Origin of the sequence: Pseudomonas oryziphila (assembly GCF_003940825.1) — a bacterium.
Classification (GTDB): domain Bacteria; phylum Pseudomonadota; class Gammaproteobacteria; order Pseudomonadales; family Pseudomonadaceae; genus Aquipseudomonas; species Aquipseudomonas sichuanensis.
In genome coordinates this window covers 3,739,593-3,760,230 of the sequence record NZ_CP034338.1, presented here as the reverse complement: position 1 = coordinate 3,760,230, position 20,638 = coordinate 3,739,593, and the positions used below count along the sequence as shown (strand labels likewise).

Sequence of the window (20,638 nt, the reverse complement as noted above, 5' to 3'; positions counted from 1 at the left end):
TCAGCTCCTTGGCGCAGCGGCGGATTGGGCGCGGGCCTGCAGGGCGGCGCGTTCCTCGGGCGACATCGCCGCCAGCATGCGACGCAGCTCGGCGATCTTCAGCAGCTTGCCTGGCTGGCTTTCCTGGGCGCGCAGGGCATCTGCCAGCGCCGCCACGCTGGGGTGGTCGAACACCAGCGCCGGGGCCACTTCCAGTTGCAGCAGGCTGCGCAGGCGGGTGCACAGCTTGATGACGATCAGCGAATGGCCGCCGAGGTCGAACAGGCTGTCGTCGATGCTCAGGGCCGCCCGTTCGAGCAGCTCCTTGTAGAGGTCGACGAGCAACGCATCGAGGGCGTCGCGCGGTGGCAGCTCGACCCGCTCGCTGGCCTGGCTGTCGGCGCTCGGCAGCGCGCCGAAGTCGACCTTGCCGTTGGCCAGGCGTGGCAGCTCGGCCAGGCACAGCAGTTGCGCCGGCACCAGGAAGTCGGGCAGCCGAGTGCGCAGTTCGCCGAGCAACGCGGCGCTGTCGCGCTGGCTGACGGCATAGGCCAGCAGCCTGGCGTTGTGGAACTGCACCACGGCCTGGCTGACCCCTTCGAGGGCGGCCAGGGCCGCTTCCAGTTCGCCGGGCTCGACGCGGAAACCGCGGATCTTGATCTGCTTGTCGCTGCGCCCGGCCAGTTGCAGCTGGCCACTGGCCGACAGGCGCGCCAGGTCGCCACTGCGGTACAGGCGCTGGCCGGGTTGCAGCGGGTCGTCGATGAAGGCATCGGAGCTGCGGTTCAGGTAGCCACGGCAGACCTGGGCGCCGCCGATGTACAGCTCGCCCAGGGCGCCGAGCGGGGCCGGTTGCAGGCCGGCCGGCGTGGCTTCGAGCAGGCGCACCCAGGTGTTGGCCAGGGCGTGTTCGAGGCCAAGCGGGGCGCGTGGGCTGTAGCCCTGGTCGAGGCTGTACAGCACGCCCACGGTGGTTTCGGTGGGGCCGTAGTGGTTGTGCACGCGGCTGCCCGGCGCCAGCTGTTCGATGCGCTGGCGCAGGCTGCCGGGGCAGGCCTCGCCGCCGAGGATCAGCACCTGGGGCAGGCTGCAGGCCTGCTGGCCTTCGAGCAGCGCCGCCAGGTGCGAAGGCACGATCTTCAGGCAGTCGACTTGCCCGGCTTCGAGATAGCGGGCGAAGGCGGCGGCATCGCGGCTGGCCTGGTCGTCGGCCAGCACCAGGCAACCACCGGTCCACAGCGCGGCGTAGAGGGTGGTGTTGCCAAGGTCGGCGGCCACCGAGGAAATCAGGGCGAAACGCCGGCACTGCGCCAGGCTGAGCGCTTCGCTGACCGCGGCAGTGTAGTTGAGCAGTTGGCCGTGCTCGATGAGCACGCCCTTGGGCTCGCCGCTGGTGCCGGAGGTGTACAGCAGGTAGGCGGCATCGGCCAGGCTGATGTCAGGGTCGGCCGGTGCGGCGGCGGGGGCTTGGAGCAGCTCGGCCAGGGCGTTGCCCTGCGGGCCGCCGATCAACAGCTGCGGCTGGGCGTCGGCGAGGATCCGCTCGACGCGCGCCTGTGGCCAGGCCGGGTCCAGTGGTACGTAGGCGGCGCCGGCGCGCAGCACGGCGAGCAGGCCGAGCAGCAGCTCGGCCGAGCGTGGCAGCAGCAGCGCGACGTTGGCGCCGCGACCGATGCCGCGCGCCTGCAGCACCCCGGCAAGGTGCTCGACCTGCGCATGCAGCTGGGCATAGCTCAAGGTCTGCCCCGCGGCCATCAGCGCCGGGGCGTCGGGGCTGTGCCGCGCCCAGTGGGCCAGGCGCTCGATCAGCGGGCGGCTGCCGAAGTCGCGCTGTGGGCCGCGCAGGCTTTGCTGCAGGCGCTGATGCGCCGCCGGGCTCAGTGGCAGTTCGCCGATGGCGCGCTGGCGTGGCTGTTCGACCAGTGCTTCGAGTAGCTGTGCATACTGCTCCAGCAGGCAGCGCAGGTCGGCCTCGGGGTACTGCGCGGTGGGTGACTGCAGGCTCAGTGGCTGCAGCTGGCCCTGGGCGTCGAGGGTTACCTGCAGCGCCAGTTCGAAGCCCGAATCGGCGCCGGGCAGGGTATCGACCGACCAACGCAGGCCGCCGCTGGCGAACGCCGCGCTGTGGCGCACCAGGTTGAAACCGACGGTGCGCTGCAGCGTCAGCGTGGTGTCGGCGACGTTCCAGTACTCCTGTTGCTGGGCATGGCTTTCGAGCTGTTCGGCCAGGCGTTGCAGCCAGGCGCTGAAGGGTTGGTCGAGCGCAGGTGCCAGGGCCAGGGGCAGGATCTTCTCGTAGACGCCGATGCCGTTGGCCAGGGTCTCATAGTCGAAGCGGCAGTCCTGTTGCCAGCCGGCGATGAACTCGGCGTTGCCGCCGATGCGCGCCAGCAGCGCCCACCAGGCTGCCTGCAGCACGGTATCCAGTGCTTGCCCGGCGCTTTCGGCCAGTTGTTGCAACTGTGCCTGCAGCGTTTCGGGCAGGGCCTGTTGCACGGCGTTGCCAGGGGCCTGCGGCGAGGCCTCGGCGAGGCTGCCCAGGCGTACCGGGGCCAGGTGTTCCAGGCGCAGGCCGGCCCAGTAGGCACGCCCGGCGGGGGCTTCCTCATCGGCGTCCAGGTCGTTGCGCCACTCGACGTACTGGCTGTACTGGAAGGCTTCCTCCAGTGGCGCATCGGGCTGGGCATACAGCGCGGCCAGCTCGCCGAGCAGGTTCTGCAGGCTCAGCCGGTCGCTGGCGCAGGTGGCGACGTACAGGTCCAGCCGCCACTGTTCGGGGCCCTGCTGGCGCAGGACAGCGCGCACCAGGGCACCCTGGTCGATGGCCAGCGGCTGGGCGGCCAGGGCCTGGGCCTCGGCGTGCTGCCCGGCGTCCAGCAGGTGCCAGTCGAGGGTGCTGGCGACCACGCTCTGGCGCAGGCTGCGGTAGAGGGTCGATGGGCGCAGCGCCACGCGCAGGCTGGTGTGGCGCTCGATCACCTGCAGCAAGGCTTCGTGCAGGCGGCCCGGCTGCAGGGGCCCGGCAAGGTTGACGCCCAGCTGCAGGGGCGCGCGGCCGTGCTGCACGGCCAGGGCCTGTTCGGCGCTGAGGGGTAGGTCGTGGCTCAAATCCAGGGTGTGGTTCATTGCGCGGTCTGATCCTGCAGTTCCATTGCGGTGTGTCGGGCGGCCAGCTGGGCCGGTTCATGCATGTCGCCCATGGCGACGGCGATCTTGCGCGGGCCTTCGTACGGGTCGCGGGCGTGGGCGGCGATCAGGTTGTCGAGCATCACCACGTCGCCGCGCTGCCAGTCGAAACGCACCGCGCAGGCTTCGTACAGGCGACCGATCAGGGCCATGCTGGCGTCGTCGATCGGGCTGCCGTCACCGAAGTACACCTGGCGCGGCATACGCTCCTGGCCGACCATGTTGAGCAGGTCTTCGCGTACCTGGGGCTCCAGGCACAAGGTGTGGTGCAGCTGCAACTGGTTGAAGAAGCTGCGCTCGCCGCTCAGCGGGTGGCGGATCACCGCCGGGCAACGGGTACGGGTTTGCAGTTCGTCGTTGGCCAGCCAGCGGAACTCGGTGTTGCTGGCCCGGCACAGGTCCTCGACCTGCTCGCGGCTGTCGGTCTTGAAGAACTCCCGCCAATTGACGTCCAGGCGCTCGGTGAAGGTGCGCACGTACAGCAGGCCCTTGCGTTCGAAGGCTTCGGCCAGCTCCGGCGGCAGTTGCCGGTACAGCTCGCGGCAGTCGACGATCGGCGTGGCGCCGCCGACCGGCGACGGTTGCTCACAGTAGAACCACTGCTTGCGCGGCGAGCGGGGCAGGTGCGAGCTCTCGTTGTGGAACAGGATCATTTCCCGCTCCGGGTAAGGCGTGGAGCGGTAGATGTTGCGCCCACCTTCCTTCTTCGGCAGGTCGCCGTAGCCGCCGAACAGGCCGGGGTGAATGGCTTCGGCGAAGGCTTCGAAGGCTTTCGGGTCGTCCAGGGCGAAACCGCGGAACAGCAGGCCACCGTGTTGGCACAGCAGGGTGTCGATCAGGTCGCGGGAGCTCTGCGCCCAACCCACCGGGTCCAGGTCCGGGGCCACGGGCTCGATCAGCAGCGGGAACTCGCGGCCGGGTTGCAGCGCCGAGGTGCGGATCAGTGGCCGGGGCGCGGCGGCGCGGGCCGGGAGTTTCTTCAGTTTGTCGAGCTTGCTGGACGATGGGGCTGGTTTTGCCAAGGCCGGTGTCTCCACGGTGGGCAGCGTGACGGTGAAATGGGCAAGGGCGGCGTGGGGCTGGTCGACCACCTGTTGCAGCAGGTTCAGCCAGGCGTCGATCAGTGCGTCGATGCGCTCGCCCTTGAACAGGGCGCGGGCGTAAACCCAGTCGCCGCGCATGACCTCGCCGTGGCGCTCGAGGAACAGCGCCATGTCGAACTTGCTGGTGCGTTCGGCGGCAGGCCGCATGCGCACCTCGAGCCCTGGGATCGAGAAGTCGCCCTCGGGGGTGTTCTGCAGCACGAACAGCGCCTGCACCAGTGGGTTGCGGCTACGCTCGCGCGGGACCTGCAGCGCCTCGACGATGCGGTCGAACGGCAGCGCCTGGTGCTCCAGGGCCTGCAGGCAGGTGTCGCGGGTGCGGCCGAGGAACGCGCGCAGGCTTTCGCCGGCCAGCCGGCGCGAGCGCAGCGGCAGGACATTGACGAAGAAGCCGATCAGGCCTTCGAGGTTGGCCTCCTCGCGGCCGGCGACGTCGGTGCCCAGCAGCAGGTCGTCGGCACCGGTGACCGCGTGCAGCAGCAGCTCGAAGCTGGCCAGCAGGAGCATGTACAGGCTCACCCCTTCGGCCAGGGCCAGGGCTTCCAGGCGGGCCAGCAGTGGCGCGGGAATTTCCAGCGCCCTGGCGGCGCCGCGGGCGTCGGCCTGGGCCGGGCGCGGCCAGTCGCTGGGCAGGGCCAGCACCTGGGGCGCGTCGTGCAACTGGCCCTGCCAGAAGTCGACCTCGCGCTCCAGTGCGGCGCCTTGCAGGCATTGGCGCTGCCAGGCCGCGTAGTCGGCGTACTGCACCGGCAGCGCCGGCAACGGTGCCTGGCGCCCCTCGCGCAGGTTGGCATACAGCTGGCTGAACTCGTTGACCAGCACGCCCACCGACCAGCCGTCGGCGACCATGTGGTGCAGGGCCAGCAACAGCAGATGCTGTTGCTCACCGAGCTTGAGCACCCGGGCCCTGATCAGCGGGGCCTGGCGCAGGTCGAATGGCAGGCGCAGGTTGTCCAGGCTTTCCTGTTCGGCCACCTGCTGGCGCTGGGCGTCGTCCAGCGCGCTGAGATCGCGCAGGGTGACGTCCAGTTCCAGCTGTTCGGCGATCAGGGTGATCGGCTCGCCGTCGATGTCCTGGTAGCTGCTGCGCAGCACTTCGTGGCGCGCCAGCAGGGCATTGAAGGTGGCGCGCAGCGCGGGCATTTCCAGCGGCCCGTCCAGGGTCAGGCTGGCGGCCATGTTGTAGGCCGCCGACGGGCCGTGCAGGCGATCGACCATCCACAGCCGTTGCTGGCTGAGCGACAGCGGCATGTGCGCCTGGCGCGCTACCGGCAGCAGTTGCGGGCCCGCCGTGGCCTGGGCCGGCTCGGCGGCCAGGGCATCCAGGCGGGCGGCCAGTTGCCACAGCAGCGGTGCCTCGAACACGCTGCGCAGCGGCAGCTCCAGGGCGCAGCGCTGGCGAACCCGGGCGATCAGCCGGGTGGCCAGCAGCGAGTGGCCGCCGGCCTCGAAGAAGTGGCTGTTGCGCCCCAGTGGCTGGGCGGGCAGCAGCGTCGCCCACAGCTCGCCCAGCAATCGCTCGTTTTCGCTGGCCAGGGGTTCGACCTCGGCCTGTTGCAGCGACGGTGGCGGCAGGGCCTTGCGATCGACCTTGCCGTTGGCGTTGGTCGGCCAGGTGTCCATGGCGACCCACAGCGACGGCACCATGTACGCCGGCAGGCTGTCGCGCACGTGCTGGGCCAGCAGGTTGTCATCGAGCTGATGGCCGCTGCGTCCCTGCCAGTAGCCAACCAGCATGTCGCTGCCGCCCAGGTGTTGCAGGCTGACCATGGCGCGCAGCACATCCGGGTGGCGCTCCAGGTGCGCCTCGATCTCGCCGGGCTCGATACGGAAGCCCCGCAGCTTGAGCTGGAAGTCCTTGCGGCCCAGGTACTGCAGGACGCCGTCGGCGTCCCAGCGGGCCAGGTCGCCGCTCAGGTACAGGCGGCTGCCCGGCGCGCCGAACGGGTTGGGGATGAAGCTGGCGGCAGTACGTGCCGGGTCGGCCAGGTAGCCGCGGCTGACACCGATACCGCCGATGGCCAGTTCGCCGACCACGCCGTCGGCCACCGGTTGCAGGTCGTGGCCCAGCACGTACAGCTCGCTGTTGGCGGTGGGCCGGCCGATGGCCACGTTGGCGCCTTGGCCAGGGGCCTGGTACAGCGGCTGGAAGGCTACGTCATCGGAGCATTCGGCCGGGCCGTAGGCGTTCATCAACGGGATCTGCGGGTAATGACGGAACCATTCCTGAGCGGTGGCGACCGGCAGCGCCTCGCCGGTGGGCAGTACCCAGCGCAGGTGCGGCAGTGGCAGCGGCTGGCCATCGAGGCTTTCGAGCATCGCCTGCAGCAGCGCCGGCACCGGTTCGAGCAGGCTGACCCGGCGCTCGCGCACCAGCTGCAGCAGCGCCTGCGGGTCGCGGACCAGATGATCGCCGATGATCTCCACGCAGGCGCCGAACAGCGGTGCGGTGAGGGTCTGCCAGACCGAGATGTCGAAACAGGCCGGGGCGGTCTGGGCGATCACGTCGTCGGCGTTCAGGCCCAGGGGCCGCAGCTTGGCCAGCATGTTGTTGAGCATGCCGGCGCGAGGCACCATCACGCCTTTGGGTTGACCGGTGGAGCCGGAGGTGAACAGCACGTAGGCCAGCTGGTCGGCGCGCGCCGGCTCGCTCGGCAGCATGCCGGTGGCGCTCATCTCCAGCAGGTCGGCAGGCAGTGCGCGGTGGCCCTGGTAGACCGAGGCCAGGGGTTCGGCGTAGGCCTGGCTGCAGACCACCAGTGGCGCTTCCAGGCGCGCCAGTACCTGTTGCCAGCGTGCCGGCGGCTGCGAGGGCTCCAGCGGCAGCCAGGCGCAGCCGGCACGCAGGGTCGCGACCATCAGGCAGAACCATTCGATGCCGCGCTCGGCCAGCAGTGCCACCGGCTGGTCGGGCCGCGCGCCGAGGGCCTGCAGGCCGCGGGCCAGGCGTTCGGAGTGCTGCCACAGTTGCGCGTAGGTCAGCGACTGCTCGGCACAGCGGGCGACAATGCGCTCGGGGTGGGCCGCGACCTGGGCGGCCACCCGCGCTTCCCAGCTGTGTTCGAGGCTGTAGTCGGCCGGGTTGAGCCCCCAGTCCAGCAGGCGTCGATGCTGTGCCGGGCTGAGCGTGGTGAGCTGCTCGAGGCGGGTGTCCGGCGGGCAGTCCAGCGCCTGCAGCAGGTTCAGCAGGTCATCGCCCAGGCGCTCCAGCGCGACGGCGGGCAGGCGCTGGGCGTCGGCGCTGAACAGCACTTCCAGGCAACGGCCTGGCAGCACTTCGACGGTCAGGCCGTAGCTGGTCTGCTCAAGGTTGTCGAGGACCTTGAAGGTCAGTTCGCCAGCCTGCAACTGCCGTTCGCTGAGCGCCGGCAGGTTCTGGAACACCAGCAGGGTATCGAACAGACCGGCACCGCGAGGGTGCTGCTGGAGGATCTGCGCCAGTGGCGTCTGCTCGTGCTCACGCATGGCCACGCTGACCGCCTGCACCTGTTGCAGGTAGTCGCACAGGGCCATGTCGGGGGCCGTGCGCAGGCGCAGCGGCAGGGTATTGATGAACACCCCGAGCATTTGCCCGGCATCGGCCAGTGCGTCCGGGCGGCCGCTGCTGGTGACGCCGAACATGACCTCGGTGTGGTTGTTGCCGCGGGCCAGTAGCAGGCCCCAGGCGGCTTGCATCAAGGTGTTGAGGGTGACCCGGCAGGCCTTGCCAAGGTCATTCAGGCGGCGGCTGTGGGCCTCGCTCAGGCGCAGGCTGTGGCTGTGGTAGCGCGGGGTGACGGGCTCGGCCGGGTTCAGGGCCGGCAGGCTGCCGACGCCCTCGAAGTTCGCCAGGTGCTGCTGCCAGTACTGCAGGCTGTGCTCGGCCGGTTGCGCCGCGAGCCAGGCGATATAGTCGCGGTAGGGCGGGCGGGATGGCACGGCGAGGCCGTTGTAGCGGGCCAGGATTTCCTCCATCAGCATCACCGAGCTCCAGCCGTCGGCAATCAGGTGGTGGCGGCTCCAGATCAGCCAGCTGTGCTGCGCGTCGAGGTAGATCAGCGCCACCCGCTGCAGCGGTGGGCGCTGTGGGTCGAAGCCTTGTGCGCGGTCGGCCTGGCAGTAAGCGTCCAGGGCCTGCTGGCGCTGCGTCGCGTCGAGGGCGCTCCAGTCCAGGCGTTGCACCGGCAGGGTCAGTTCACTGCACACGCCTTGCATCGGTTCGTCCAGCCCTTGCCACAGAATCGCCGTGCGCATCAGCGGGTGCGCGGCGAAGGTGGCGTGCCAGGCGGCCAGGTAGCGCTCGGCGTCCAGTGGGCCTTGCAGCTCGGCCTGCAGCTGGTTCACGTACACCCCGCTGGCGCCTTCGAGCAGGCTGTGGAACAGCAGGCCTTTCTGCAACGGCGAGAGCGGGTAGGCGTCTTCCAGGGCTGTGCCGACCAGCGGTTGCAAGGCTTGGCGCTGGTCGGCGCCGAGCGACACCGAGACGCTGGCTGGTGTTGCCGGCGCTGGCGTGACGGGGGCGGGCTGTGTCGGCTGGCGCTGGCTGACCAGCAGGGCCAGGGCGTCGATGCGCGGGTGGGCGAACAGTTCCTTCGGGCTGAATTTCACGCCCAGCTTGCGGGCCTTGGCGATCACCTGCAGGGCGATGATGGAGTCGCCGCCAACGCCGAAGAAGTCATCCTCGCGGCCGATGTCCGGGCGCTCCAGCACCTCGCGCCAGACCGCCAGCAATTGCGCCTCCAGGGCCTTGAGCGGCGAGTCCAGGGTGGCCGCGAGGCGGGCGATGGTGGGGTGGGCGAAGAAATGCTTGGGGGTGAACTTGAGCTGGGCCTTGCGTGCCTTGGCGATCAGTTGCAGCGCCATGATCGAGTCGCCGCCCTGGGCGAAGAAATCGTCATGGATCGACAGTGTCGGCTTGTCCAGAATTTCGCGCCACAGTGTCAGCAACACTGCTTCGACCGGGTCGCGTGGGGCGTCTTGCTGCTGCGCGGCGGGTTGGCCCGGGGTCGGCAGTGGCAGGTTGTGGCGGTCGACCTTGCCGTTGCCCAGGCGGGGCAGGCGGTCGAGCTCCAGGTACAGGCTGGGCACCAGCGGCTCGGGCAGTTGTTCGGCCAGTTGCCGGCGCAGTCGATCATGGTCCAGCCCGGGCTCGGCCACCAGGTAGGCGATCAGCCGTGGTGCTTCGCCTTCGTTGAGGGCACGGGCGAGCACCGCCGCTTCGCGCACCCCGGCACAGGCGCGCAGGCAGGCCTCGACCTCGCCGGGTTCGACACGGAAACCGCGGATCTTGACCTGGTCGTCCATCCGGCCGAGGAATTCGATGGCGCCGCTGGCCAGCATGCGCACGCGATCGCCGGTGCGGTAGAGGCGCTGGCCCAAGCCTGAGAACGGGTCGGGAATGAACTGGCGGGCCGTCAGGCCCGGTTGGCCCAGGTAGCCGTCGGCCACCCCGGCGCCGCCGATGTACAGCTCGCCGATGCTGCCCAGCGGCAGCAGCGTGAGGTGCTGGTCGAGCACCTGGGCCTGGACGTTGTCCAGCGGCTGGCCGACCGGGGCGAACCCGGACAGGCTCGGGGCGTCGTCCTGCACGGCGTGGGTCAGGCAGCCGACCGTGCTTTCCGTGGGACCGTAGTGGTTGACGATCCGGCAGCCCGGGGCCAGGGCCTGGATGCGCCTGATCAGGGCCAGGTCCAGGCCTTCGCCGCCGAGTACCAGGCACTGGCGGGGCAGCAGGCGTTGCGGTTCGGCCACGGCGAGCAGGGCACCGAGGTGCGAGGGCACGATCTTCAGGCAGTCGACCGGGTTGCTCGCCAGGAACTGGGCCAGTTCCTCCGGGGCGCTGGCCAGCTCGTCGCTGATCAACTGCAGGGTGCGGCCGCTGAGCAGTGCGCCGAACCAGGCGGTGTAGCCCAGGTCGGCGGCGACGCTGGCCAGCGCGGTCAGGCTGGCGTCAGGGCTCAGGGCCAATGGCTTGAGCACGGCCTCGGCGTAGTGGATCAAGTTGCCCTGGGTCACCCGCACCGCCTTGGGCGTGCCGGTGGAGCCGGAGGTGTAGATCAGGTAGGCCAGTTGCAGCGGGTGCGCATCAGCGCTTGCGACGCTGGCGTTGCGGGCCAGGCCGTGCAGCGTGTGGGTGGGGTCGATCAGCACGCTGGCGGCGCTGTCTTCGAGCAATTGCCGCTGCCGTGCGGTGGGCAGGGTTGGGTCCAGGCACAGGTAGGCCGCGCCGAGTTTCCAGCTGGCCAGCATGGCGGTGATCAGTGCGCGGCTGCGGGGCAGGGTGATGGCGATGATCTGACCGGCGCCGGCGCCCGCTTCACGCAAGCGCTCGGCCAGCGCGCTGGCGGCCTGGTCCAGTTCGGCGTAGCTCAGGCTGCCGTCGGCATCGCGCAGGGCGGTGCGCTGGCCGTGGTTGCGGACCTGGTGATCGAAGGCGGCCGTGGCAGTGGCGAAGGCCGGCGGTTGGCAGGCACCGGCGCGACGCGCGCTGTTGGCCGGTGGCGCTGCGGGCAACTGGTGAACGGGGGCGTCCAGGTGCGCCAGGGCGTTGCCGGCGAACCAGGCGAAGTCTTCAGCCAGGCGGGCGATACGTTCGGCATCGAACAGGTCACTGCGATAGCGCCACTGCGCCAGCAATTGTATGCCGTCGTCCTGCCAGCGCAGGTTCAGTTCATTGGCGGCGCCACGCTGGGTGAACAGGTGCTCGCGTACGCTGTAGTCGGCGAAGGCATCGTCACGCCGGCTTGGCATGTAGGTCATCATGCAGTGGAACAGGGGGCCGCTGGCGACCTCCTGTTGCAGGAGCGCCGCCGGGTAGCGGCGATGGCGCAGGGCTTCGCGCAGTTGCTGGGCGGTGTCGCGCAGGCAGTCGGCCAGGCTCGGGGCATGGCCGAAACGGGCGCGCAGCGGCAGGCTGTTGAGGGTGAAACCGATCAGTTCCTTGTAGCGGGCCTTGTGGCGGTCCATGGTCGGCGTGCCGATCAGGAAATCGTCCTGGCCGGTGTAGCGGTGCATGAATACCTGGAACAGGGTCGCCAGCACCACGTACAGGCTGACGCCATGCGCCTCGGCCAACTGGCGCAGCTGGTCGCTGCGGGCCTGGTCCAGCAGTAATTCGACTTCGCCGCCGGCAAAGCCGGGCGTGCGTGGGCGAGGGCGGTCGGCGGCCAGGGTCAGCGCCGTCGGGTTGCCCGTGAGCTGCTCGCGCCAGTAGGCGGCGGCCGCGCCGAGCTTGTGCTCGGCCTGCAGTTCGCGTTGCTCGTCCAGCCAGTCGAAGTACAGCCCGGCCTGGGGCAGCACCAGCGGCTCGCCGGTGAGTTCGGCATGGTAGGCGGCGAAGGTCAGCTTGAGCATCCATTCGACGCTGAGGAAGTCGCCGCTGATATGGTGGGCGGCCATGCACAGGTACAGACGCCCCTGGCACTGCAGCAGGCGCAGTCGGCAGATGTCCGCCGCGGCCAGGTCGAACGGCTGGTCGGCGTGTTGTTCGATCCAGTCGGCGACGCCTTTGCTGTCCAGGCTATCGTTGTGCTCGACGCTGGCGTTCACCCGGACCTGCCCGGGGTGGTACATGAACACAACGCCGTTCTGCTCGCGGTAGCCGCAGTGCAGGGTTTCACAGTGCTCGACCACCCGTGCGAACGCCCGGCACAGGGTGGCGGGGTCGAGGTCGGCGCGCAGTTCGCGGGCGGCGACCATGTTGTATGCCGGGCTGGTTGGGTTGAGCTGGTGGTACTGCCACAGCGCCTGCTGGCCGGTGCTGGCGGCGTGCTGCGAATGGGAGGTCGTCATCCTGGGTCACTCCTGAGCCGGTTCGGCCATGGCCACGATCACTTGCCGTGGCCCTTTGAAGCTGGCGCGGCCATGGGCCACCAGCATGTTGTCGAGCATCAGCACATCGCCTTGTTCCCAGGGGAAGCGCACGGTGCATTGCTCCAGTACACCGCGGATTTCTGCCAGCGCGCTTTCCTCCAGCTCGCTGCCATCGCCGTAATACACATTGCGCGGCAGGTCGAGCGGGTCGTCGACCACGGCCAGCAGGCTTTCACGCACCGCTGGCGGCAGGTTGGAGACGTGGAACAGGTGGGCCTGGTTGAACCATACCCAGTCTTGCGTGACAGGGTGGCGAGCGGTGGCTTGGCACACCTGTCGGGTGCGCAGCTCGCCGTCGTCCTTCCATTCGAAGGCGATCTGGTTGGCCCGGCAGTAAGCCTCGGCGACGGCGCGGTCCTCGGTGTTGAAGGCCTGTTCCCAGGGCAGGTCGAGGCCATTGCCGTAGTTGCGCACGTACATCAGGCGCTTGTCGCTGAAACGTTGGCGCAGGGTGGGGTCGAGCTGCTGGTAGATCTGCCGGCTGTCGGCGATCGGTGTTTCGCCACCCTCTGCACTGGGCTGGACACAGTGGAACCAGATCTTCATCGGCCACTGCAAGGTATACGACTGCTCGTTGTGCAGCGGGATGACCTGGTGCGCGGGGTATTCGGTGGAGGTGTACACCCCCTGCTCGATTGCCTTGCGCGGGGTGGAGCCGAATTCGTAGTTGAGCAACGGGTGGCCAAAGCTGCGTACCAGTGCCTGGAACGACTGTTCACCCAGCACATCGAAACCCCGCAGCAAGAGGGCGCCACTTTCATGTAGGCACTCGTCGGCCAGTGCATGCAATGCCTCGATGCTCCATGCGCCGGGCTGCTCCGGCTTGACCAGCAGCGGCAGATTGCGGTCTGGCATGAGCGCTTGCACCGACAGGCCATTGTTCTGCCCGACACCTCGTCCCATGAGCTTGCTCCTTTGTTCTCTTAGTTGTCACAGCCAAATGCCATCGTGGGTAGACCACCGGGCGCCGGCGAAATATATACGAAAGATATGGCAAGTGTTAATGCTATTTATTAGCATTCGCACGTTTCGTAGCGCGCCTCGACTGGGCCTTAATCGGGCAGCCGGGATCCATGAAAAAACTCTTGTCCAAGGAATAGAAAATGAGTTGGGAAAAGGCTGAAAGCGGGTTCGTAGTGGTGGTCAATCATGAGGAGCAATATTCGATCTGGCCGGATTACAAGGCCCTGCCTGAAGGCTGGCGCGCGGTTGGCCAGCAGGGGGACAAGGCCCAGTGCCTGGCCTGGATCGAGCAGCACTGGACGGACATGCGTCCGCTGAGTCTGCGCGTTGCCCTTCAATCCGGCGGCCAGCGCTGATTACATGCAGACGAGGAGTTCATCCATGGAAGATGTTCAGTTCCCTCTGTTCAGCCTGGCGCATTTTCGCCAGCAACCCGCCCGCAGTTTCGAGGCTGAGCCAATGCTGGAGCGGCAGGCTGCGCGCGAGTCGAATGCTCGCTCCTACCCGCGTCGCATTCCGCTGGCGCTCAAGGAGGCGCACGGTCTCTATGTTCTCGACAGCCGTGGGCAACTGTTCATGGACTGCCTGGCGGGCGCTGGAACCCTGGCGCTTGGCCACAACCATCCGTGCACCCTGGCGGCGATGCGCGAGACCCTGGACAGCGGTGTGCCGCTGCACACCCTCGACCTGACCACCGCAGTCAAGGACGAGTTTGTCGAGACCCTGTTCAATGCCTTGCCGCCGGCCTTCGCCGCCCAGGCACGCATCCAGTTCTGTGGGCCGACCGGCGCTGACGGCATCGAGGCGGCGATTAAGCTGGCGAAGATCGCCACTGGCCGCAAGGGGATCTTCTGCTTCTCTGGCGGCTACCATGGGATGACCCACGGCGCCCTGAGCCTGATGGGCAACCTGGGGCCAAAGCAACTGCCGGGTTCGCTGATGCCTGATGTGCAGGTGCTGCCTTACCCCTATGACTATCGCTGCCCGTTCAGTATTGGCGGTGAGGCTGGGGTGGACGCCGGCCTCAGCTACATCGAGCAACTGCTGACCGATCCGGAGTCCGGCGTATCGCTGCCGGCGGCGGTGGTGGTGGAAGTGGTGCAGGGCGAGGGCGGCGTCATTCCGGCGCCGACGCGCTGGCTCCAGGGCCTGCGCAAGCTGACCCAGGCGCACGGTGTCGCGCTGATCATCGACGAGGTGCAGAGCGGCATCGGGCGCACCGGGCGGATGTTCGCCTTCGAGTACGCCGGCATCGAGCCGGACATCCTGGTGATTTCCAAGGCTGTCGGCGGCGGCCTGCCGTTGGCGGTAGTGGTTTACCGCGACAGCCTCGATGTGTGGAAACCAGGGGCCCACGCCGGAACGTTCCGCGGAAACCAGCTGGCGATGGCCGCCGGTACCGCGACCTTGCGTTACATCCAGGCGCAGGGCCTGGTGGCCAATGCCGAGCGCCTGGGCGAGCATCTGATGGCGAGACTGCGCGAGGTGCAGCGCGACTTTGCCTGCATGGGCGATGTCCGTGGGCGCGGTCTGATGGTCGGTGTGGAGCTCGTTTGCACGGCGCCGGGCCAGGCACGGGTGCCGGCTGGAGATGGCGCACTGGCCAAGGCCCTGCAGCAGCAGTGTTTGCGCGAGGGCGTCATCCTCGAACTGGGCGGGCGGCATGGTGCGGTGGTTCGGTTCCTGCCGCCATTGACGATCAGTGCCGAGGAAATCGACGTGTTGGTGGAGAAGTTCCAGCACTGTCTTTCTAGCGTTGTGGCCAGCACACACTGAAGTGTGTTTTGTTAACGCTGGAATAGTAGGTATGCAAAGCACGTCCCACATTGAATGGATCATCGAACAGTGAGTGGAAAAATCCGAATTTGTGGGATAGTGCGAGCTCTGATACTGCAGTCCATTTATCAGAGATATTTTTTGAAGGTAGCAGCTGTGATCGCCACCATGCAGCCGAGCAGTGCTGCACAAGGCACTAAGACCCAGATGGGGTTGAGTGTCCAAGGTAGGGAAAGGTAGATCACCCATGGGCTAACCATCAATGGAAATAATGTCCGCTTCGCTCGGTGGTAGACAAAACTGCTCTCGCGATCGGCGCTGAATTTGCGAAGGTCTCGGCGCATCAAGCCATCGACAGCGCCGGTGATCACGGCGAGCAGGAATAGCGGCGTGGCTAGGGTGAGGACGGCGAGGCGCACGACGAAGGTGAATACGGTGAATAGGGCGGCCAATAGGTAGTCCTGCAGCACAACGTACGCTTGAGCAAACTGACCCTGCACCGAGACTTCATGACTTAGGAGTTTCAGTTGAGTGTCTGAATGCGCCCAGCCGGTGCGGACCACGACCCAATCGCTCAAGTGCTGAAGCACTTTAGCGGTGGCTTGCGCGGGTTCCTCCACGAGCAGCGAGTTTTTGAAGTGATCGCTTAGCCATCCCAGCTCACTCAGCCACATGGCATGGCTGTGATGCCAGCCCTGCTCGGGCCAGAACCAGACCATGCCCACGAACTCCAGGATGATGGAGAAAATCAGCGAAGCGAACAGCAGACCGAGCAGCCGCAGACAAAGCTCAAGCGTGCCGAAGATCAGCCCCGGACGTTTTTGCGCAGGAGGTTGGCTGACTGGAGTGGTCGGCATAGGGGCTCCGCAGTACTTGGTCGCTTACGGCGCGTGCCTGCGCCCTGGTGGAGGCATCTCGGGATCGAAATCTGCCGTGGGTGCGCCTCCCGCGTTACTCCACCAACTCCCCGCATTGGCGTTATAGGACTCTCGCATACGCGCCGCCAGGGTCTGCAGGTCTTCTGGCATAGCATCATCGCTGGCCGGTTTCGGTAGCGGCATGCGCACCTTCCACAGTTGCCCGCCTTCCTGAAACGAGAACATCTGGCCCTTGGGCAGGGCGATAATGTGCGCCGGTTCGATCAGTGGTACGGCAGTGGTGGTGACCCGGTCCTGCGAAGAGGAGGTGAAGTCGGTACGGGCATCCGGATCGGCGGTGTCCGTCGCTCCGGAGACCAAAGTGCGTGTCTGCACGTTGACCTTGGGCAGCTGGTTGGTCAGTAGTTCAGCGGTGGCGGTTTCCCGTACGCGCAGCATCTGCAGGGTGTTGAAGTTGCCGATGACCTGGCCGGCCTTGGCCCGGTTGCCGATACGTGCCTCGATGTCGCTCAAGGTCTGGGTGTAGGCCGTGACCTGGATACCGGCACCGCCGCCCTTGTTGATCAGCGGGATGAACTCGTCGCCCATCAACTCGTTGAACTCGTCAGCGTGCAGGTTGATGGGCACCTTGTCCGCTGCGCTTGAGGAGCCGGGCAGGCCGTGATCGATGCCGTGTTTGTAGATGTGGCCGGCGACGGAGACCAGGTCGGCGAACATCGAGTTACCGACTGCGGCGGCCACTTCGGCATCCGATAACGCGTCCAGGCCGACGTAGACGATGCCGCGTTTGCGGATGACCTGTAGCCAGTCGAAGATCGGTCGCGGATCATCCTGGTCGGAGTAATTCGGGGCCAGCAGTTGTGCAGTCTTGCCACTGGTGAGTTTTTCCAACAGTGGCAGCAGCGACGCCACGATCTTGTCGAAGTAGGTGCGGTCGTAGCGCACGGCAGAGCGCAGGCCGTCCATTACCGGGTCGAAGATGCGCTTGGCGGTCAGGTACTGCTCGATGGCAACGACGCGCTTTTCCCGGCCAACCATATGCCGCGGAATGTTCTTCTCGTTCAAGCGGCCTTCGATCTGCACGATCGCTTCCCAGGCCAGCGGATCATGGCGGGCGAAGAAATGCTGGGCATACTCGATAAACAGCGCATCGATGTTCACCACATGGCGCTGGATCTGCAGGTAGTCCGGGCGGCGACCGAGCTCAATCAGCGCCCTCGCGATGATGTTGACGAAGCGCCAAGCAAACTCGCGAAAAGCCGCCGAGTTGCCTTCACCGCTCAACTGGCCGGCGATCCGGGTAGCGACTTCCGAAATGCGCCCGAAGCGGCCGATGGCGTTGTAGCGTGCGGAGATCTCCGGCCAGCCCAGGTGGAAGACATAGAACTCGTGCTCGCGGCCAGCGCGCCGCGCCTCGACGTACATGCGCTTGAGCAGGTCGGCGTCGCCCTTGGGGTCGAAGACGATGACCACTTCCCGGCTCGGTCGATGGATGTCCTGGGTGATATACACCTCGGCCAGGCGAGTCTTGCCCACCCGTGTGGTGCCCAGCACCAGGGTATGTCCAACGCGCTCGCTGAGCGGCAGACTGGCTTCCTGCTCCTTCGGTTCGACGCCGTGCAGCAATGGCGAGCCGCCTACCGGAGGTAATGGACGCACCGGATTGAACGGGCTGTCCCACGCGGTCAGGCGAGGCAGCAGTGATAGTACCGGTGGGGCTTTCTCCAGTAGCTGTTCCATGCGTCGCGCCCACTGGTGGGCAGTCGACTGGTTGACATAGCGGGCCAGCGCCGGGTCCTGAGCTTCGAGCAGGCGCTGCGTGTGCAGGCGGGTCCAGCGGAAGCCGCGGCCCATGAAAAGGCGCTTGCTGCTCACCGGAATCTGCCGGCTGGTCAGCGAATAGCGCGGCAGGCGGCGGATATTGCGCCGGTAGCGCAGGACGATCCGCGCTTCGTTGAGCCGCTTCAGACCGAACGCGGTGTAGGCCAGGGCCATGCCAGCCCCTACCTCAGGCGACAGGGCCACGGCCCAGGGTGAATGCAGGCACAGCGCACCGGCACCGGCGCAGAGACCCACGGTGTACAGTTCCACCGCCGGTCGCAGCAGGGATTCCATCGCATGCTCGCCCATGAAGTACCCTCACTGTTGCAGGTTGGTGGGCGTGATCAGCACCGGGTAGTGGTCCAGCTCCAACCGTTCGGCAATGTCGTCACCACTGACTGGCCAGATGTTCAGCCCGGGCGCTGCCGTCTGGATGCGACGCAGCGCCTGCACATTGTCTACTTCGACCGCCAGCCCGTTGGCGCCCAAGTCTTGTAGCGCCTGGGCGTGTCGCGACAGCCACTCCAGGGAAGTGGTGTCCTGGCCAACCAGGAACAGCGGCGTCATGCCGGGCAGGCTCAACGCCCTGGGCGGCACGGTGCCTGGCGAAAGGAGAGCGCTGCGCACCGGCAGCACCCAGTTCAGCGTGGAGGGGGCGGGTAGGCTGCTGGACTCAGCGCTCGCGGCAAACGACAGCCAAGGGCAGAGGGCCAGGGCCACCAAGCGCAAGCAGCTCATGGCTGTGTCCGTCCGGGGGCCGTCGCGACGGGCTGGACGCGCTGCCAGTGACGGGTGAACTGACGGCGATAGTGCGCCGCAGGAGGACCACCGGCAGGCCGGTGATAGCGGCCGGCGGCGACAACCCAATCACCGGTATCGGCAAAGTGCGCGCGCAACAGCTCGGCGGTGACAGCGAGGTTGGTGCGGGGATCGAGGGCATCGCAAGCGCTCGGGTAGCGGTCCGGGTGATAACCCAGGTTGGTTTGTCCCAGCCCGACATCAATGCGCTTGGGGTCGTGGCGACTGAGCGCTTCCCTCAGTGCGGCACAGGCCTGGCCGCGTCGGGCAAACCGCAGTGGTGAACCCGCCACATTCAGGGTCCACGGCCAGGGCATAAGCTGTCCGCGCAGCGGTGTACCACTTTCCTGCAGGGCGATGGCGAACAGCACCGAGGCGGGGATACCGGCACGCGCGGCCGCCAATTGATAGGCCGGCGGCGGCAGAGTATCTGCGTGAACGCTGGCCGCCCCGACCATCGCCAGGGCGAGAATCAGTCGACGCGCTGCCATTTTCCATCCACCTGCTGATAGCGGGCTGGCAGGGGCCGGCTGGCGCCCAGGGCAAACCAGCGGCCGCGGTCATGGTTCAAGGTGACCTGGCCGCCGCTGACCTGTGTGGCGGTAATACCTGCACCCTGCGCCCATTGGCGCAACCGCGTATCGTTGCCTTGGCTGCCGACCAGGTACACATCCAGCCGCGCCCCGGCCCGCAGCCATTGCTGGAGGCTGGTCACGCAGGCGGCGCATTTGTCTTCCACGAAAAGCGCCGTACGGCTGCTGTTCGAGGGTTCGGCATCGTCGCTCATGCCCTGCATGGGCTGCAGACCTGGAAACAGCCGTGCCCAGGCCGCGGAGTAGGCCTTCTGGTAGGCAAGTTCGCGCTCGGCACGCTTGGCTTCCAGACGGACCTGCAGCTCGGCGTAGCGCTGCCGCTCCTGATCCGAGTTGGCCTCGACACCCAGGGTGGTGAGCGGGTCAAGTTGCGGCGACCAGTAATGGCGGGGGCCGGTCTGCAGGCGCTCAAACGTGGCCCATTCGTCATCTGTCAGGCCCCAGGCCTTGGCCTGGTCTGCTGCAGACGGCTGCCGTGCCAGCGGCGACTGCTCGCTAAACTGAACCTGAGCGTCAACATGCTTGGCGACACTCGAGCCTTGGTCGGCGAACACGTAAGCTGGCAACAAGATGAGCGCAACCGCGGAGTACCTATGCACGTTCACCTCCTCACGGGATGGGCAGGGTGCGATCGCCATGGCCCGGGACGTGGAACACGGCCTGGCCCTCGCCAATCGTTCGTAGCTGCCAGCCGTTCAAGCTGTCGCCGGGCTGGAGCAGGTGCACGGTGGACAGTGCGTGGGCGCCGGCAGGCAACGCGGTCACGAACCTGATGGTGCCGCGCGTCTCGATACTCTGCAGGATGAAGGGTGGCTGCGGCGCCTTGGCTTTTGATTTTTCGCGGATGGAGGCAGATTGGGATGCATCGGTAGCTTCTGGCACCTTAGGAGCGGTCGACAGCTTCTCGAGTGCCGCTTCTGCCGCACTCATGCGTTGCGTCAGGGCGGTCAGATCGGCGCTGCTCGGTCCTGGCGGTACCGATTGAAACACCTTGACGGAGGTCGCCAACTCGTCGAGTTGCTGGCCGAGCATTGCCTGCGCACTGGTCTGCTGGTGCTGGAGGTCTTCCAGGGCCGCGACTCGTGGCTGTAGGGTGGTGATTTTGGTGCGCAATTCCCCGATATCGCGACGCAGTGACGGGCCAGGGTCGGCCGGTACATTGCGTGCGGCGGTCTGCAGTTCAGCCAGTTGCTGGTGCTGGTTGTAGGTTTCGGCCGAGAGAACGGCAGCACCCAGGCACAGGGCGCCGATCACCAAAGCCTGAAAATGGTGAACCTTCATGGTGCGATCTCCAGTGTCGAAAACGGTGGTTCGGGCGTGGGCAGGCGCAGGGCGTAGCACACGCTCCGCTCGACCGGATCAATGTCCAGCTGCCAGGCGGGGCCGCCAATGATGGTCAAGGCATCCAGCAGCGAGATCGGTCCGAGGTCGTGATGGACGGCAGGCAAGGGGCGACGGAATAACCGCGCCACGGTAGGGTTGTCGGGACAGAGGGAGTAGCCTGAGTGCTGTAGCACGTGGTGCAACGCTTCACCGACCGTCGTGTGCAACGCGGGGGCGATCTGGACGTTGATCAGCTGATACAGCGGTTGGAGCTGCTCCAGCGTTGGCCTGGTGCTGGCCAGGGTGTAGCGGTCCTGTCGGACCCAGGCGGGTACCGGGGACTTTGGCTTGGCCACTGTGGCCGGGA

The 20,638-nt window shown here is 67.1% G+C and carries 12 protein-coding genes; 2 read left to right on the top strand and 10 right to left on the bottom strand.

Features of this window, described 5'->3' with window-relative positions; all coding sequences use genetic code 11:
- The 3 genes from EJA05_RS17675 to EJA05_RS17665 are packed head-to-tail and all read right to left on the bottom strand — an operon-like array spanning position 1 to position 13,022.
- Positions 1 to 3,105, bottom strand: coding sequence for an amino acid adenylation domain-containing protein (locus EJA05_RS17675; protein WP_125859233.1), 3,105 nt, complete (start codon positions 3,103 to 3,105; stop codon positions 1 to 3).
- Positions 3,102 to 12,038: a non-ribosomal peptide synthetase gene (locus EJA05_RS17670; RefSeq protein ID WP_125859232.1), complete on the bottom strand. Its 8,937-nt coding sequence runs from the start codon at positions 12,036 to 12,038 to the stop codon at positions 3,102 to 3,104. Before EJA05_RS17670 ends, EJA05_RS17675 begins: the two co-directional genes overlap by 4 nt.
- A gap of 6 nt (positions 12,039 to 12,044) precedes the next feature.
- The gene (locus EJA05_RS17665; protein ID WP_125859231.1) at positions 12,045 to 13,022 is read right to left on the bottom strand and encodes a TauD/TfdA family dioxygenase; all 978 of its coding nucleotides are present in this window, start codon (positions 13,020 to 13,022) and stop codon (positions 12,045 to 12,047) included.
- Positions 13,023 to 13,222: 200 nt separating this feature from the next.
- Here EJA05_RS17665 and EJA05_RS17660 point away from each other — a divergent pair, with 200 nt between their 5' ends.
- Complete coding sequence (locus EJA05_RS17660; RefSeq protein ID WP_125859230.1) at positions 13,223 to 13,438, top strand: MbtH family protein; 216 nt, start codon at positions 13,223 to 13,225, stop codon at positions 13,436 to 13,438.
- Positions 13,439 to 13,442: 4 nt separating this feature from the next.
- Positions 13,443 to 14,858, top strand: a complete 1,416-nt coding sequence (locus EJA05_RS17655) for a diaminobutyrate--2-oxoglutarate transaminase (RefSeq protein WP_125859229.1) — start codon at positions 13,443 to 13,445, stop codon at positions 14,856 to 14,858.
- 128 nt (positions 14,859 to 14,986) lie between these two features.
- Here EJA05_RS17655 and EJA05_RS17650 read toward each other — a convergent pair whose 3' ends face one another.
- The 7 genes from EJA05_RS17650 to pilL2 are packed head-to-tail and all read right to left on the bottom strand — an operon-like array spanning position 14,987 to position 20,627.
- Positions 14,987 to 15,715, bottom strand: coding sequence for a TIGR03747 family integrating conjugative element membrane protein (locus EJA05_RS17650; RefSeq protein WP_125859228.1), 729 nt, complete (start codon positions 15,713 to 15,715; stop codon positions 14,987 to 14,989).
- A gap of 24 nt (positions 15,716 to 15,739) precedes the next feature.
- Positions 15,740 to 17,866, bottom strand: coding sequence for a type IV conjugative transfer system coupling protein TraD (gene traD, locus EJA05_RS17645; protein ID WP_125859227.1), 2,127 nt, complete (start codon positions 17,864 to 17,866; stop codon positions 15,740 to 15,742).
- Positions 17,867 to 17,875: 9 nt separating this feature from the next.
- Complete coding sequence (locus EJA05_RS17640) at positions 17,876 to 18,295, bottom strand: integrating conjugative element protein (protein ID WP_125859226.1); 420 nt, start codon at positions 18,293 to 18,295, stop codon at positions 17,876 to 17,878.
- Positions 18,292 to 18,846: a lysozyme family protein gene (locus EJA05_RS17635; protein WP_125859225.1), complete on the bottom strand. Its 555-nt coding sequence runs from the start codon at positions 18,844 to 18,846 to the stop codon at positions 18,292 to 18,294. Before EJA05_RS17635 ends, EJA05_RS17640 begins: the two co-directional genes overlap by 4 nt.
- Entirely contained in the window at positions 18,828 to 19,586 is a 759-nt protein-coding gene (locus EJA05_RS17630) for a TIGR03759 family integrating conjugative element protein (protein ID WP_125859224.1), read from the bottom strand. Before EJA05_RS17630 ends, EJA05_RS17635 begins: the two co-directional genes overlap by 19 nt.
- A complete protein-coding gene (locus EJA05_RS17625; protein WP_125859223.1) occupies positions 19,558 to 20,229 on the bottom strand; it encodes a hypothetical protein in 672 nt (223 codons plus the stop codon). The genes EJA05_RS17630 and EJA05_RS17625 overlap by 29 nt, the downstream gene beginning before the upstream one ends.
- Entirely contained in the window at positions 20,226 to 20,627 is a 402-nt protein-coding gene (gene pilL2 / locus EJA05_RS17620; RefSeq protein ID WP_223811854.1) for a PFGI-1 class ICE element type IV pilus protein PilL2, read from the bottom strand. Before pilL2 ends, EJA05_RS17625 begins: the two co-directional genes overlap by 4 nt.
- Positions 20,628 to 20,638: the final 11 nt, after the last annotated feature.